The sequence below is a fragment of the Nostoc sp. NMS8 genome (assembly GCF_017115045.1).
Lineage (GTDB): Bacteria > Cyanobacteriota > Cyanobacteriia > Cyanobacteriales > Nostocaceae > Nostoc.
This window is the reverse complement of sequence record NZ_JABXKK010000037.1, coordinates 11,900-28,395: the sequence shown is the minus strand read 5'-3', so window position 1 is coordinate 28,395 and position 16,496 is coordinate 11,900. Positions and strand designations below refer to the sequence as shown.

Sequence of the window (16,496 nt, the reverse complement as noted above, 5' to 3'; positions counted from 1 at the left end):
AAATCCTGATATCTTTAATAACTACCCACGCAGAACGCCTCCGAAAAAGCGATCGCTATGCTTCAGTACCCCAATCTCGAACAAGCGCTGAAATATCACTTCGGTTACGACAGATTCCGCCCCGGACAACGGCAAATTATCGAAGATGCGCTGCAAAATCGAGATTTATTGATTGTTATGCCTACGGGCGGGGGAAAATCTCTGTGCTTTCAGTTACCTGCATTGATCAAAAAAGGTTTAACGGTGGTGGTGTCGCCATTAATCGCTTTGATGCAAGACCAAGTGGAAGGATTACGGAATAATAACATTGCTGCCACATTTTTAAATAGTAGTCTGAATCCTTATAAAGTGCGATCGCGGGAAGAAGCTATCCTCAGCGGCAAAGTTAGATTACTTTACGTCGCCCCAGAACGTCTGTTGAGTGAAAGATTTCTCCCATTTCTCGATTTAGTCAAGGAAAAAATTGGCATTGCGGCTTTTGCCATTGACGAGGCTCACTGCGTCTCTGAGTGGGGACACGACTTCCGCCCAGAATACCGCCAGATGAAATCTCTGCGGAAACGTTATCCTGATGTTCCTACCCTTGCCCTCACCGCCACAGCAACCGATCGCGTCCGTGCTGATATTATTCAACAACTAGGGCTAAAGCAACCCAGTATCCACATTGCTAGCTTTAACCGTCAAAATCTTTACTATGAAGTTCGTTCTAAAAGCAAGTCTGCTTATGCTGAATTATTAGAACTAGTTCGAGAAAGTGATGGTTCAGCAATTATTTATTGTCTGACGCGAAAAAAAGTTGATGAACTTACCTTTAAATTGCAAAATGATAAAATTGCCGCCTTATCTTATCATGCCGGATTAACTGATGAAGAACGCAGCAGCAATCAAACTCGATTTATTCGAGATGATGTGCGTGTCATGGTCGCAACAATTGCCTTTGGGATGGGTATTAATAAGCCAGATGTGCGGTTAGTAATTCACTTTGATTTACCGCGTAATTTAGAAAGTTATTATCAAGAATCAGGTAGGGCGGGAAGAGATAGCGAACCATCCCGTTGTACACTTTTTTTCAGTTTTAGTGATATTAAAACCATTGAATGGAGTATTGACCAAAAAACCGATCCTCAAGAACAGTTGATTGCTAAACAACAACTGCGTCAAGTTATTGACTATGCTCAAGGTACTGTCTGCCGGCGGACAATCCAGCTAGGTTATTTTGGAGAACGTTTTCCGGGAAATTGCGGTAACTGCGATAATTGCCGTTATCCCAAACCAATGCAAGATTGGACAATTGAAGCCATGAAGTTTTTATCTTGTGTGGCGCGTTGTAAAGAAAGATTTGGGATGCTGTACATTATTGATGTGTTACGGGGGGCAAAAAGCCAGAAAATCGTCCAAAATGAACACGATCAACTTTCTACCTACGGTATTGGCAAAGATAAAAGTGTAGATGAATGGCGAATGCTGGGGCGATCGCTTTTACATCAAGGTTTGCTAGAACAGACTAGCGATGGTTACTCAGTTTTGAAACTAAACCCTCTCAGCTGGGAAGTGATGCGGCGACAGCACACAGTTTCCCTTGCTGTTCCGGTAGCACAGAAGATTAATTGGGAAGAAGGGAGTGAAAAAGCTGTTGAAGCGGAAATATTAATGCAGAGGTTGCGATCGCTCCGTAAACAACTTGCCGATGAACAAGCCGTTCCACCTTACGTTGTCTTTCAGGATTCTACCCTGAAATTAATGGCACAGCAACAGCCTACAACAATAACCGAATTTGGTAAACTTTCGGGCGTCGGCAGCCACAAACTTTCCCAATATGGTGATAAATTTCTCACAGAAATTCGCGCCTATCGCCAAGAAAAAGGTTTACTAGATCCACCACAGGTTAATTTTACACCCTCTATTAGCTTACCTTCCGACACAGAAATATTCACATTTCAATTGCATAAACAAGGTTTGAGTGTTGATGAAATTGCCAAAAAACGCAACATTCGCCCTACAACAATTATTCGTCATTTGGCAGATTTAATTGAAAAAAATCAGTCCGTAGATTTAAATCAGTTAGTATCTCTTGAACATCAACAAAAAATTTGGCAAGTTTTAGAAGTACTTGGTGATATCTCTTTGACACCAATTCGAGAACAACTAGGTGAAAGCTATAATTTTGATGAAATTCGCTTAGTACGTAGTAAGTGGCGGCGTGAAAATCGCAAATAATTGTATTTTTCTCTCTTACCTAATTTTCTCGAACAGAATTCAGGAGTCAGAATGAATTCTGTTCGAGCAAATATACCAGGCGATTAGAAATCGCGGCTACACAAACTAAGTCCGTCTACGCGGACTCAAAGAATTTTAAACCCACGGAGGTGGGTTTTGTTTGTATAGCGGCGAATTCCATTCGCCAGAGTAGGCGTGTTGTTACAAAAGTGAGATGCTCCCTATTTTACGCCTGAATTATCCTCTAGTTTCCATAGATTTTGCTTTCGACCTTTGTAGACAAGCTTCCCTTTGAATTTTTGCTCTTCCTCAAATTTATTTACTGGAAATTTGGGAGACTCCAGTAAGAACACATTGCTGAATTTGTCAGGAACAATTTGGAGCTTTTTAGTTTTTATAAACTGGAACTCAACGTCTGAATTAAGTAAATAACTAAGAGAAGCTACCATTGGCATAGAGTTTTCAAGGATTAATAGTGGATGAGGAGTTTGGTTAATTAGCTTGGGTACTATAACATGGTCAAGAGTTCTTTTAGTCCACCAAGTTTCTGCCTGACAACTAACAGAAAAAGAGATAATTCCTCCCATTAGAAGAGCAAGCAAAGATAATTTCCATAAGTTAGTGATAAATAGCCCTCTATTTATAGAATTTATTTTTTTAGCAAATAAGTAGGCTACAGATAAATAAATACCTATGTAAGAAGGAACAAAATATCTTGCCATAATCGACCGATATCCCCCCGAAACTAAATCTGACAGTATTAGGGGTAGAGAGCTAGTACCCATCAATGTCAGAATAAAAATCGAGATATTTGTAGGAGTTTCACGGCAAATAAAATAAACTGAGTATCCAACCAAAATCAAAAGTAGAGGAATTAGATAAGTACCGAAAGATAGATTAAATTTAGAATCTGGAAAATATGTAAAGAAATACCAAAAATCCATAAAGCTATAGCTGATATTTCTCATCCATTCCTGAATGACATTTGATATTGGCATAGTTTCAAATGCCCACTTTGAAGTTTCTCGAAAACTATTAAAATTAACAATAATAGCCAATATCCACGGGAAAAACGCTAGAATCGCCAATAATGACGCGAGAATATAAGCAATGACAGTTTTAGTAAATCGGAAGCGTTCAATGATCAACACATATACTCCGTTCCCAATTGCTACTAATATAGTGAGTAAGTATGTGTATAAGCCAAGAGTTATCGTTATTCCATAGAGTAACCAACTCAGCTTTGTTTTTAATCGCAATGCTCGCAAAAATGATGCACTTGATAGAAGAATAGTCACTGCCCATAAACTATAAGGTCTTGCTTCCTGGGCATACAACATATTAAAAGGTGAAACAGCCATAATTGCCATTGCTACCCACCCTACCAGTGATGAACCAAATAATTCTAAACACAACCAATAGGTGCAAGGGAAGATTAGCAGATTTATGAGTGCAGAAATACTCCGCGTTACTGCAATAGAATTACCAAAAAGTTTTACCCAAAACCTAGCTATGAGAAAATATAGCGGTGGAAGCTGCGGTTCTTCTAATGCTAATCCTTTAATAGTATCAGTGAAATCTTTTTGAGAATTGGTGCGTTGATATTTTTGGATGTCTTCTATAGTAACTATTCTACCGTCAAACAGTTGGCTATTTACCTCTTTTATTGTGTAGCCTGAAAGTCTTAGTGATGTGAAAGTTTCATCTCCCCAATAAATCTTTTTATCTAAATTAGTAAAGCGAAAAAATATTCCCAATGTTAATATAAAAATCACTAAAGCTTTTAACCAGATGGGATTTTTTAATAATCTGTACATCAAATATTGTCTACGTCAATTGTTAGATACTGCTAGGTTACAATATGAACTCCAGATGTGCGATCGCAGACATTTTTCTAAAGTTAGTTTATTCTTATACAACAAGTAAAAAGATATTATATTACTGATTAGCGATCGCGCCAACTATACTAATTTTTAGTAATATTTAAATGATAAAAAAATACAAGTGTTTAGAAGGAAATAAAGTGCAATTCTATCATTTATTTAAAACCTCGTTCCCAGTCTCAGACTGGGAACGAGGCAATCTAAAAGCTAGTTCTAGACTTGTTTTCACCTAAGTTGACACCAATGTGCGGTGCTACTACACCTTGCAATATAATGTTGCACCTCATCTGAATGGGAACCGCTATAGATAAGCTCAGTGAACACTAAGAAAAACTGGTAATTTCACAGTTTTAATCTTGTGAAGCAGATGGCAATGGTTCAGTGTATTGACTTTTGCCATGCAGAATTAGAGATAGCAGCTTAGGCAGTGCTAGGCAGGCAACAGTATTTAACAGTGTCAGGAATATACCATCTATCAAACTCATATATTAACCTTCTCCGTTTGAAAATTGGTGTTGACTATATTCTTAGTTTGAAGCAAAATCAGTAAAATTGCTTAAAAACGGCATTTTATATTTCTTTTAGAGAATATAAGCTAAATGAATATACAGCAGAATTCAGAATTTAGGAGCGGAGCCAGAGACTCCGAAAGCTCCGGTCAGAATGAGCTACGCCCTGCTGCGCTAACAGAAGCAAAATGGCTTTATACCTGGTTTTAAGACTTAGCTCATGTCCCCCACTAACTTGAAATCTGCTGTATTTTTATAAGTATGAAATATTAGTAAATATACCTTGCCCAAGAATAGATTTAAAGACAGCCACACAAAAATACCTAGAAGTACCCTGAATTAAAGGTTTGTATTACACTTGGCGATATACTACAAGTATGTTCTAAGATTTTTATATTACTTATACCAATTCTGTATGAAGATGCACAATGCACATAATAATAACCCCCTGTAGTCTCCCCAAGGCATCGGGGGTGAATTATACAGCGCTTCCCGCTATTATGCAATACAATTTTCTCCTTGTCCCTCTCTTAGCATAGCTTTCAGCTTTGAGAATGTACCTCATAGCTGCCGTAAGTGCTGTATGCAGCTTCACAAAAAAATGGTGTTAACATAGTTTGATTTATCATTGCCGACTTACTTAGTTCTACAAAAATTTATTTTTACTTTTTAAATTTTTAATAGAAGACTAATAAGGATTTGGCAAAGACCCAGTAATTTTACTGTTGCCAATAAAAAATTGTCGTAGAATTAGAGACATTTCAGAGCAGATATTTTATACTAATGAATCGCTTTTCTCAGAAAATAACGAATTCTCAACAGATTATTTCACAGCAAACTCAGCTTGGTCAGATGTGTGGTTCTAAACGGTTATTTCGCGATCGCTATGAAATACTACAAATTTTAGGTCGAGGTGGTTTTGGCGTCACTTTTTTAGCCAAAAATGCCGTATTACCTGGGAATCCGCTGTGTGTCATTAAACAACTTTGTCCGAAAGTAACTAGCCCCCAAAGTTGGCAAAGAGCATGTATGCGCTTTGAAAAAGAAGCAAGAACTTTGGGTCAACTCGGTAGTCATTCGCAAATTCCCATGCTATTAGACTACTTTCAGACGAATGGAGAGTTCTTTTTAATTCAAGAATACGTGCCGGGTTTAACTTTAGCGCGAGAAGTGCGGCAAACTGGGCCCAAAAGTGAAGCCTCAGTTAAGCAATTTCTACAGGAATTATTACCTGTATTACAGTATCTTCATAAACATCATGTGATTCATCGGGATATTAAGCCCCAGAATTTATTGCGGTGTGAGTATGATAGGCGGGTAGTGCTGATTGATTTTGGTGCGGTGAAAGAGCAATTAGCTGATGCTTGTGAAAACTCAATTAATCACGCAAATACCAACTTTATCGGGACTAGGGGATTTGCACCACCTGAACAGTTTTCTCTGCGTCCAGTTTATGCCAGTGATATTTATGCACTGGGTATAACTTGTATTTATATGTTGACAGCAAAAAGCCCTTTAGAACTGGATTACGACCATAACACTGGTGAAATATCTTGGCAAAAACACGTAAATATCAGTAACAGTTTCGCCCAGATTTTAGGAAAGATGGTGAAAATTACCTTAGAGGATCGATTTAAGACTGCTGATGAAGTGATCAAAGCTTTAGGTAATGATCGCTATTCACCTAATTTGGCGAACTGTTTAACTACCCAAAAATTGAATAATAGAAGTATTACGCAACACGAAATTACCAAATATGAAATTACAAAACACGAAATTATACAATACGAAAATTATGATGTATACATGCCACCTGTAGCCAGAACTGCTAATGCCATTCGGAAATTGAGAGCAAGGCTCAAGGAAACAAGGTAGCACAGCTAGAAGCATTTTTGATCTTAAGTATCAAATGAATAACTAATCATCTGCGATTTAAAATAGCCAAAACAAATTTAGTAATTATTTTAACTATACTTGATATTCAGTGATGATTAATTAATCAGGGTTTATCTTCAATACTTAGTTTGTTATTGCTTGTCAATATACAAGCAAATTTACTAGGTTTAATATTTCAGAAAATTATTTATATTCAAATTATTATATAATCGATAGAATAATTAATCTTATGGCTCTCGTAGTTTTCCACAGAAGAGGAAGACTGACTACTATTTACAAACGCTAACTATATAAGTAATTCCCCAATCCCCAGAACAGGGGTTTCTACCACCAGTAACCGAGAGTCAATTTTATTAAGGGAAAGTTCGGGGCAAACTTAGCCTAAGTTGTCATGCAGTCGCGCCTGTCAGATCATGATCTGCTGCTTAAATCCCGATTGCTCAAATCCCCTGAATTCTAATGGAAAGAAGTTTTGCCAAAGTTGTAGCACCCCGCTGGTGTCACTTTTAAGAAATCGCTTCCGTGTGATCCGAGTCCTTTCAGATGAGGGGGGATTTGGCAGAACCTATCTATCAGAAGATGTAGATAAACTCAATGAACGTTGTGTTATCAAGCAGTTAGCTCCAAAATTTCAAGGAACTTGGTCGCAAAAAAAGGCGATGGAGTTGTTTGCTGAAGAAGCCCAGCGTCTACAAGACCTTGGGGAACATCCCCAAATTCCAACTTTAATAGCTTACTTTGAGCAAGATGGCTGCCTATACTTGGTGCAGCAGTTTATCAATGGGGAGAATTTGTTAAAGGAGTTGCAACAGCGCAAGTCTTATAACGCTAGGGAAATTCAATCTATTTTGCTAGATTTATTACCCATTCTAAAATTTATCCACGATCGCAAAGTCATTCATCGGGACATCAAGCCAGAAAATATTATCCGCCATAAAAGCGATGGGCGATTAAGCCTGATTGATTTTGGTTCCTCAAAGCAATTCACCGCCAAAGTTCAGCAAAAATCTGGCACATCCATTGGTTCACATGGTTATTCTCCCCTAGAACAGATTCGAGATGGTAAAGCTTTCCCCGCCAGCGACTTGTTTGGTGTGGGGGCTACCTGCTTTCATCTGCTAACAGGAAATTCGCCCTTTCAGTTGTGGATGGAATCTGGGTACGCCTGGGTGAGTAATTGGCGGGCATATTTACGGAGTCCATTAAATCCTGAGTTGGATTTTGTCATCGACAAGCTTTTGAAAAAAGATATTCATGAACGTTACCAGTCAGCCGATGAAGTCCTTAGAGACTTGACCCCAAAACAACTCCTCGCCTTACCACCAGCGGGTAAATCATCTGGGAAAATACCACCAACTAGGGCACCATCTTTACCAAAAAGTTATCCCTTACTGAGAATTCTAATCTTGGTAAGTGCTTTGATTATGTTGTTCGGCTTTGGAGAATCTTGGTATAAACATTTTCGCCAGATTCAGACCACTTTGGTTTCTAGGTTGATTCACCATAATAATTCTGGCAAAGATGAAGCGCTTTTAGGTCAACCACTAAAGATTACTTTGGATAGGGTTTCCCTAATTAACACCCTCAAAGCACACGAAAACTCAGTTTTATCTGTCGCCATCAGCCCCGATGGCAAAACCATTGCCAGCAGTGGCGACAATAGCACAATCAAACTTTGGAATCTCGCAACTGGAAAACAAATCTCTTCACTCAACGGGCATTTTCAGCCGGTGAATGTCGTAGTAATTAGCCCAGATGGCAAAATTCTGGTTAGTGCCAGCGATGACAACACCATTAAAATCTGGAATCTGACAACACGAAAACAAATTCGCACTCTCATGGGGCATTCTGATTCAGTTCATGCCCTAGCCATCAGTGCTGATAGCGAGACTCTGGTTACTGGTAGTGATGACAACACGATCAAAATTTGGGATTTAGCAACAGGAGAGCAAATTCGGACACTAGCAGGGCATACATTTTGGGTGCGTTCAGTAGCCATCAGCCCCGACAGCGTGATCCTGGCTAGTGGCAGTTTTGACAAGACGATCAAAATCTGGAATTTAACAAAGGGATACCCAATTCGCACGCTAGAAGGAAATTTTCAAACAGTCACAACCGTAGCTATTAGCCCAGATGGTAAAATTTTAGCTAGTGGTAGCCGCGATCGCACCATCAAACTTTGGGATCTACATACTGGTAGAGAAATTCGCACACTGGCGGGACATAGCAACACTGTCACATCCGTAGCCTTCAGCGCCAACGGTAAAATTCTTGCTAGTGGTAGCCGCGATCGCACCATCAAACTGTGGAATCCAGCCACAGGTGAGGAAATTCTCACATTGGCAGGGCACACCAACACCGTGACATCCGTTACCTTCAGTCCTGATGACAAAACCCTTGTCAGTGCTAGTGAAGACAATACTATTAAGATTTGGCGGTTGTCTCAGTAAGTGCTGACTGGTGGATGACAGAGAATTATTGAACAAGTTTACTTTTTGTCTCTTTTTGTTCAAATTCAAAGGATATTGTGGCATCAGCTATAAAAATCAGTTAAAACTGATTACGTCTAAAGGAATTGGTAAAACACGCCGATTTTTGTATTCATTAGGTTCGCCATCTAATGGATTTTGCTTTCCTTCAATTTCCATATATCGAGTTTTTGATGATGGACTTTCCCAACTTAGCATTGCTATAGTCTCACATTGTTTTCAGCTATAGCGATCGCGTTGCGAGAACAATGGATATCGAGCTTAAAATATAGTTAATCTGTATCTACCGCGTTCCTGTGGATTCTTGGAAGTAACAACTATATAATAAGTGTCATCTTCAGGCAGCCTAGCTCGGTCAATTAAAGCACTGTACACACCATTTTTATCTTTGTCTTTATCGATAGCGATCGCCTGTCCTTGAGAATTTAGCAGAGCTACATAAGGCGAAAACTCTTCATCAACACTATCTACACGAATACTTACAAGCTGATTTTTTTTGCCTTGAAAATTAGAAACATTGTAAGCGCCGCCATTTTGTTTCAGGATTGAGCTTTTGGCAGTTAATTGATCTGATTCATCTAAAGTATAGCTAGCTCTGTCATTCCTCAAAGCCAAACTATAGCGACCTATCTCTCCGGGAGCTTGGCTAGTAACTGCAATCTTGTAAATGCCATTTTTCGGCAGCCGTGCAAAAATAAATGCATCATCGCCACCACTGCTTTTATCCAAAGCACCTTTTTTGACGATGATATTATTATCAGGATCGTGCAGAAACAACAAGGGTTTTAAACTCAAGTTATTTGATCTGCGTGTATCATTACTACCAACAAGCCTAATTTGGATTAATTGATTTTCTCTCCCTTCAAACTCGTAGAAATGGAAATATCTACCTTCAGATTTAAAGTCACCTTTACTCAGAATGCCCAATGCAACATCTACAAAGTTAATCTCTTTATAAGTAGGTGTAGCAGAAGAAAGGGCTGAATTATTGAGATTTTGGTTCCCTGTCGTTACATTAGAACTTGGCTTGCGAACTCTTTCAGAGCTACCATTAGAACGATTTGCGTTTGAGTTAGCAGTTCTACCTCCAGACGATCTAGATGTACCACCATTGGAACGATTAGAGTTTGAGTTAGAAATCCTGCGTCCAGACGATCTAGAATTAGAGCTATCATTTGAAACGCTAGAAGTTGGCTGAGAATCTTCTGTGCTAGATGATGCACGAGGAGTCTGCTGTATTGGTGAATCAACAGATATCTTCCGTCTTGGAGATACTGAGGCTTGAGAAGCAGGAATTTGCTCAATTCCTTTTTTTACTGCTTCTGGTTGTCTCTCATCGGGTGACTTGGCAATTATAAAGCCTTGAAAATTTTGAGGTTTTCCCAAAGCATTTATAGGCAGCACATTACTTGTAATTAACAAACTACTACTTACGCAAAAAATTAAAAGCTGACTTAATTTGCGGTGATAGTTTTTGGTTTTTAGTAGCATAATTACACTCCTAGTTTTGCTGATAATTTTGTTTTGCATGGATAGGATAAATTTGATTTATTATTCGTTGCTTTTTATATAGTAGATAAATTTTAGTTATTATTTAAAGGGAAAGGTAAATTTAACGTATACACTTAGAGGGTTGCCAAATGAATTGTCTATAATCTAACTAAATTCATATATTATATATACCTCAAATATTTGCAATCATTAGATCAGAAAAATTATATTCTCAATTTATATTATTAGAGTAAAATCCAATCTTGTAAGTATATACTGAAGTACAAACTTAAAATGCTGCTTTTCGGATTATTGCCCAGATATTTTTGTAAGATTGACTGAATAGCAAACTGTAGATGTAATGCCCAGGCAGAGCTTACGCTGATTAATTCGTCAATAGGCATCGCTCAAGCAAAAATTCTTCCAAGTTATCTAAATTGTTCAATACCTGATGAGGTAAGGAAATTAGGGATTTGTATGGTATCTCAGTGATATTTACTAACAAGAGAGATTATACTGCATGACTTAAGATGAATATATACCCCAATTGAAATGGATTCCCAGTATGCTCTGTTGTGTGAATCCCGATTGCCAAAACCCCCGAAATTCTGATAAAAACAACTATTGCCACAGTTGTACAGCGGAATTGATACCCCTACTGGGAGGTCGCTATCGTCCCATTGAGGTATTGTCAGATGAGGGCGGATTTGGTAGAACCTATCTGGCAGAAGATGTACACAAACTTAATGAATGCTGTGTTGTGAAGCAGTTCGCACCAAAACTTCAGGGAACTGGGCCACTAACAAAGGCTACTCAGCTATTTAAACAAGAAGCAAGCCGGCTACAAGAACTCGCAGAACATCCGCAAATTCCAACTTTATTGGCTTATTTTGAGCAAAATCATTATCTGTTTTTGGTACAGCAGTTTATCGATGGGCAAAATTTGCTTAAGGAATGGCAGATGCGGGGAAACTATAGCGAAATAGAGACTCGCGAATTTTTGCTAGATTTATTACCTGTGCTGAAGTTTATCCATGTGCGGGGAGTGATTCACCGGGATATCAAACCACAGAATATTATTCGCCGTCGAAGTGATGGGCGATTAGTGCTAATTGATTTTGGAGCCTCTAAGCAGCTGACGGCAACAGTGCATACTAAAATGGGCACTGTTATTGGCTCACATGGTTACACTGCACTGGAACAGATGCAAGATGGAAAAGCTTACCCAGCCAGTGATTTATTCAGTTTGGGGGCGACTTGTTTTCATTTACTCACTGGGGTTCGCCCATCTCAATTGTGGATACAGCAAGGTTATGGTTGGGTTTCATCTTGGCGACAATATTTGACCAGTCCAGGTAAGGATGGGATTTCTGTGTCTATAGAGTTGGGTGAAGTTTTGGATAAGCTGTTGCAACAAGATATCCAAAAGCGTTACCAATCGGCTGATGAAGTCATCACTGAATTGACAACTCGGCTACCACTATCGTCATCAATACCCCCGACTATCATTACACCAACATTTACAGCTACCCCAGTCAACAAGGAGCCAGTTTCATCAAAATTAAATAACAATCTGAAAAGTCAACTGCTCTTAGGTTCTAGCATTTTAGTGTTGGGATTAGGGGGAATTTGGTATTTTCAGACTCGCCCCCATACAATGAGCGAATTTTCTCCGCCGATTCCGTCTCCAAAAAGCGTCTCGGAAACTTCTTTTCTACCCAAATCTCTCAAGGGGCATTCCAGCGATGTGAATTCCGTAGCTTTCAGTCCTGATGGCACAACCCTTGGCAGTGCTAGTGATGATAAGACAATCAAGCTATGGAATATAGCAGATGGAGAAGCAATCCGTACTCTAGAAGGACATGCCAATTGGATTTGGACTATCGCCTTTAGTCCTGATAGCAAGACTCTTGCCAGTGGTAGTGCGGACAAAACAATTAAGCTGTGGAATTTGCAGACAGGAAGGTTAATCCGCACCTTACAGGGACATAGCGACGGAGTTACTTCGGTAGCTTTCAGCCCTGATGGCAAAATCCTTGCTAGTGGTAGTGCTAGTAAGGATATGAAAATCAAACTGTGGAATCTGGAGACAGGAAAGTTAATTCGCACCTTAGAGGGACATACTAATGGTATTTCATCTGTAGTCTTCAGTCCTGATGGCAAAACCCTTGCTAGCGGCAGCTGGGACAAGACAATTAAATTGTGGAATCTGAAAACAGGAAAGTTAATCCGCACTTTGGAGGGAAATGCAGATTCGATTCTTTCAGTCGCTTTTGCTCCCGATGGTGTTACCCTTGCCAGTGGGAGTAGTGACAAGACAATCAAATTGTGGAATCTGAAAACAGGAAAGTTAATTCATACTTTAAAGGGACATAAGGATAAGGTTAATTCTGTCGCCTTTTTGCCAAGTAAAAATCCAAGTGGTGTTACCCTTGTCAGTGGTAGTAGTGACAAGACAATCAAACTTTGGAATCCAGTTATAGGAAAACAAATCCGCACTTTAGAGACGGGTTCTGGATATATTTATGCTGTTGCCATCAGCCCAGATGGACAAACTATTGCCGGTGGTGGGAGTGGTGAGAACATTCTCAAGATTTGGGAGATGAATTAAATGTAGCCATAGGAACGGTGAACTAATAGCAGTTAACATCTGAAATCTTAGTAAAATGGGGGATGGATCAAAATTCATTTTCCAGGTTTTCTATATAAATTAAATTTTTTGAAAATGGAAGATTCAGTATTTATTATATTTCTTGCCTTTGGGTTTATTTGGATATTAATGGGCGTTGTCGGTTGGATTGCATTTTTAAAATCTGAGGGTGAGGAAATTAAGTTTGGTAAGTGGGGACTGATTGTTGCTATCCCAATCCTAATACCAATAATTGTTTCTCTGATTATTGGAATATTTTATTATTAAAAATAAAATGTTATAGCGTTTCCCGACCTAGTAAGGTACAGCCGTAGGGGCACGGCATGCCGTGCCCCTACACCTTGCGATGTAATATTATACCTCATCTGAATGGGAACCGCTATAGTAAGATGAGAATCTATTCTTAGAGGGTGTTTGAAAAGTCTAAATTATTACTAGCCGTGGCGATTAGAAATCGCGGCTACACGACAATTAACCCACCTCCGTGGGTTAAAAAACCTTGATTTTTCATGCTTTCCACGGAGGTGGGCTTGGTTTGTGTAGTAGCGAATTACATGAGACTGTTGGTTAATTCACGGTGGATTTGACCCCTCACCTCTAAAACATTGGTTTGGCTGTTCAATTAGCTTTGGATTTTTTAAGTCTTAATTGCACCCCTAACCAAAATCACTGTACTTTCTACACCAGAGGCGATCGCTTCTGGAATATTACCTTGAATCGCCTGCTGCAACAATCCCTCGCGTGAAGCTCCCAACACTACAACATCGTAACCTTCGGTTTTTACTAGGTTAATCACACCTTCTGCAACTGAATTAGCTTGGACTGGGAGAGCAACTACACTGCTGGACAATTTGCGGCGACGCATCAAATGGCGAATGGCTTGTTCTGAAATTGACATATCTGGCTTGAGTTCAGATGGTTTAAACACCTGTGTCAGACGAATTTGTGGTTCATTTCCCAATGTAATTAAAGCCGGTAGCAATTTAATCGCCAGTTGGGAATTGGGGCCTCCAGCCATTGGAACTAGCCAGCTGTTGAAGAGGGGACTGGAGATTGGGGAAGGTGGGGCCCCGTCTGTGGATAAGGGGTAATGGGGATTGGGGACTAGGGATTGGGGGGTTTCGCCTAATTTTACTAACACTACTTCGCAGGTGGCTTGGCGAATTATGGTGTCAACAACGTTGCCAAAAATCCGACCAGGGGTAGATGTGTTTCCTTTCCATCCCATTAAAATTAGGTCGATGTGTTGTTCGTTAATTGTCTCTAAAATTGCCTGCGCCACATCATGGGTAACTCGAATCTGCGTATGTAGGGGAATTTTCCACTTTTTTGCTAACACTTCTGCTTGTCGTAGCAAGCGGCGACTTTTTGCCGTTCTTACCTGTGTTTCCGATGGGGAACTGTGGCGAGGTATTAGGATCACTTGCACGCAATCTATTTCATAATGGCGATCGCGAGCAATAGCTGCTGCCATTTGTAATAAAATACCCGCAGTTTCGGGGTTAGCTACAGGCACTAATAATCTACCTCTACCAGTGCTGGGCGATCGCGTTTGGTAAACTACGTATGAAGGAACTGGTCGCAGTCTGGGGGTCGCATCTGCACCATTAAGATGATCTGCTTCTGCTCTAATAATATCTCCACGGGTAATAATACCAATCAGTTTTCGTCCGTTTACCACTGGCAAGCGACTGATTTGATAGCGATCGAGTAAATACAGTACATTGCTTAGGGTGTGGATCGGTGTTACTGTCACCGGAGTGGTGGTCATAATTTCCCCTAAGGGAGTATCATTTGCTAAGTTGCGATCGCGAATATTGAGTAAATCTGATTGCGTCACAATCCCTACAAGCTTGCTCTCCTCTACCACTGGAAAGCCACGATGATGAGAACGGGCGAATGCTTGGATTACTTCATCTAAAGGCATCTCTGTATCCAGAGTTTCTACCTGTTGCTGCATGACATCTTTGGCTGTCAAACTTGTCATTATCCCCCCCGCAGGTGCTGCTTTTTGGATAATGATGCCATTCCACGCCAAAAGTTTGTCGTATAGCGAGCCTGGCGCTAACTTTTCAGCAACTAGATACGACGTTACAGAGCCAATCATTAAGGGCAGTACTAAGTTGAAATCTGTAGTCATTTCAAACACAATGACTATTCCCGTCATTGGCACTCTGGCCACCGCAGTAAAAAAAGCGCCCATTCCTGCCAAGGCGTATGTAATTGGTAATCCAGTCGCTATCCCGAAAGGAAGCAGTAGAGCGTGTTCTCCCATACCTACCAAGTAGCCAAGAGCAGCCCCAAGGGTCAAAGCCGGAGCAAATAATCCACCTGGGACACCAGAGCCATAAGCTACGAGAGTTAAGATAAACTGGGAGACAAAGGCGATCGCAGCTATTGACCAGCTAGCCTCACCTGTAATTAAAATTTCCCGCAGTCCTGTGTTATCTCGAAACGCTAGCGGTAGTAATGCCACAATTACCCCAGACACTAACCCAGCTAAAGCCACACGAGCAGGTAATCCAAAGCGTAGAGAACGGCGGTAAACAGTTAAGCTAGCAATAATCCCGCGATTGAATAACGCTCCCATTAACCCAGCCACAACCCCCAATACCAAATAGAAGGGAATATCTTGAACAAAAAAATCTGTCTTGGAAGCAGTTAATGCTAGATTGAGATCAAGGCTGCGACCACCCAATACACGCGAGACGACGGCACCAATAAAAGAAGCCAGAATCGCAGTACCCAAGGTAAATTCAGAAAAATCCTGTAACAGTTCTTCTACTACAAATAATACACCTGCGATCGGTGTATTGAAGGCAGCCGCTAACCCGGCTCCTGCACCAGCAGCAATCAACTGGCGGCGGTGGTCTGGTGAAGTCGGAAACCACCGACTAAGTTGAGCTGCTAAAGCTGCGCTAAGTTGAACTGTTGGCCCTTCCCGCCCTAAAGCTAGCCCCGAACCTAGTGCCAGAATACCACCCACTAGCTTGACCACAGCAACCCGCAAATCTAGAGCAATTGGTATACGCGCTAACACTGCTTTCACTTGAGGAATGCCGCTCCCAGAAGTTTCTGGTGCTACGCGCTCAACTAGCCATCCTGCAAGGAATCCACAAGCTAGTCCGATACCTGGTAGCACTAACCAAGCTGGTAGCAGCAGCGATGTCTGCACTCGCCAAGCACCTAGCAATCCTACCCCCGATTTCAGTAAGACTGCTCCAAGAGCAGAAACCAAACCAATCAGACAAGCTTCAAAAATTGCTAAACGACGCCGTGGTTGTAGCAGTTGCCGAAAGCGCTGGAAGATAGGTAAATACCACATGATATCAATTTTTTCAAGAAGAAGTCAGAATTCAGT

At 40.4% G+C, this 16,496-nt stretch carries 10 protein-coding genes; 5 read left to right on the top strand and 5 right to left on the bottom strand.

Features of this window, described 5'->3' with window-relative positions:
• Nucleotides 1–57: 57 nt before the first annotated feature.
• A complete protein-coding gene (recQ, locus tag HWQ39_RS05690; RefSeq protein ID WP_292842484.1) occupies nt 58–2,217 on the top strand; it encodes a DNA helicase RecQ in 2,160 nt (719 codons plus the stop codon).
• Between the two features lie 221 nt (nt 2,218–2,438).
• Here the strand turns inward: recQ and HWQ39_RS05685 are convergent, their stop codons facing one another.
• Nucleotides 2,439–3,992 (bottom strand): glycosyltransferase family 39 protein, encoded by a 1,554-nt coding sequence (locus tag HWQ39_RS05685; protein ID WP_292842482.1) that lies wholly within the window; start codon nt 3,990–3,992, stop codon nt 2,439–2,441.
• A 458-nt stretch (nt 3,993–4,450) separates the two neighbouring features.
• The gene (locus HWQ39_RS05680; RefSeq protein WP_292842480.1) at nt 4,451–4,585 is read right to left on the bottom strand and encodes a hypothetical protein; all 135 of its coding nucleotides are present in this window, start codon (nt 4,583–4,585) and stop codon (nt 4,451–4,453) included.
• 807 nt (nt 4,586–5,392) lie between these two features.
• Here HWQ39_RS05680 and HWQ39_RS05675 point away from each other — a divergent pair.
• Both HWQ39_RS05675 and HWQ39_RS05670 read left to right on the top strand, forming a co-directional pair.
• Nucleotides 5,393–6,484: a serine/threonine-protein kinase gene (locus tag HWQ39_RS05675; RefSeq protein ID WP_292842478.1), complete on the top strand. Its 1,092-nt coding sequence runs from the start codon at nt 5,393–5,395 to the stop codon at nt 6,482–6,484.
• A 434-nt stretch (nt 6,485–6,918) separates the two neighbouring features.
• Nucleotides 6,919–8,955 carry a serine/threonine-protein kinase gene (locus HWQ39_RS05670; protein WP_292842476.1) on the top strand — a complete coding sequence of 679 codons (2,037 nt, stop codon included), beginning with the start codon at nt 6,919–6,921 and terminating at the stop codon, nt 8,953–8,955.
• Between the two features lie 96 nt (nt 8,956–9,051).
• Here the strand turns inward: HWQ39_RS05670 and HWQ39_RS05665 are convergent, their stop codons facing one another.
• Nucleotides 9,052–9,192: a hypothetical protein gene (locus HWQ39_RS05665; protein WP_292842474.1), complete on the bottom strand. Its 141-nt coding sequence runs from the start codon at nt 9,190–9,192 to the stop codon at nt 9,052–9,054.
• Between the two features lie 63 nt (nt 9,193–9,255).
• Nucleotides 9,256–10,485: a peptidase gene (locus HWQ39_RS05660; RefSeq protein WP_292842472.1), complete on the bottom strand. Its 1,230-nt coding sequence runs from the start codon at nt 10,483–10,485 to the stop codon at nt 9,256–9,258.
• 565 nt (nt 10,486–11,050) lie between these two features.
• Here HWQ39_RS05660 and HWQ39_RS05655 point away from each other — a divergent pair.
• Both HWQ39_RS05655 and HWQ39_RS05650 read left to right on the top strand, forming a co-directional pair.
• The gene (locus HWQ39_RS05655) at nt 11,051–13,096 is read left to right on the top strand and encodes a serine/threonine-protein kinase (protein ID WP_292842470.1); all 2,046 of its coding nucleotides are present in this window, start codon (nt 11,051–11,053) and stop codon (nt 13,094–13,096) included.
• Nucleotides 13,097–13,210: 114 nt separating this feature from the next.
• Nucleotides 13,211–13,402, top strand: a complete 192-nt coding sequence (locus tag HWQ39_RS05650) for a hypothetical protein (protein WP_292842468.1) — start codon at nt 13,211–13,213, stop codon at nt 13,400–13,402.
• Nucleotides 13,403–13,772: 370 nt separating this feature from the next.
• On the opposite strand, the gene HWQ39_RS05645 is transcribed toward HWQ39_RS05650, so the two are convergent.
• Complete coding sequence (locus HWQ39_RS05645) at nt 13,773–16,460, bottom strand: chloride channel protein (protein ID WP_292842466.1); 2,688 nt, start codon at nt 16,458–16,460, stop codon at nt 13,773–13,775.
• Nucleotides 16,461–16,496: the final 36 nt, after the last annotated feature.

Excerpts from the sequence above, each read along its gene's own strand:
- HWQ39_RS05650 (WP_292842468.1), top strand. The coding sequence starts at position 13,211 with ATGGAAGATTCAGTATTTATTATATTTCTTGCCTTTGGGTTTATTTGG.
- HWQ39_RS05670 (WP_292842476.1), top strand. The coding sequence starts at position 6,919 with ATGATCTGCTGCTTAAATCCCGATTGCTCAAATCCCCTGAATTCTAAT.
- HWQ39_RS05665 (WP_292842474.1), bottom strand. The coding sequence starts at position 9,192 with ATGCTAAGTTGGGAAAGTCCATCATCAAAAACTCGATATATGGAAATT.
- HWQ39_RS05645 (WP_292842466.1), bottom strand. The coding sequence starts at position 16,460 with ATGTGGTATTTACCTATCTTCCAGCGCTTTCGGCAACTGCTACAACCA.
- HWQ39_RS05655 (WP_292842470.1), top strand. The coding sequence starts at position 11,051 with ATGCTCTGTTGTGTGAATCCCGATTGCCAAAACCCCCGAAATTCTGAT.
- HWQ39_RS05680 (WP_292842480.1), bottom strand. The coding sequence starts at position 4,585 with ATGAGTTTGATAGATGGTATATTCCTGACACTGTTAAATACTGTTGCC.
- recQ (WP_292842484.1), top strand. The coding sequence starts at position 58 with ATGCTTCAGTACCCCAATCTCGAACAAGCGCTGAAATATCACTTCGGT.
- HWQ39_RS05660 (WP_292842472.1), bottom strand. The coding sequence starts at position 10,485 with ATGCTACTAAAAACCAAAAACTATCACCGCAAATTAAGTCAGCTTTTA.
- HWQ39_RS05675 (WP_292842478.1), top strand. The coding sequence starts at position 5,393 with ATGAATCGCTTTTCTCAGAAAATAACGAATTCTCAACAGATTATTTCA.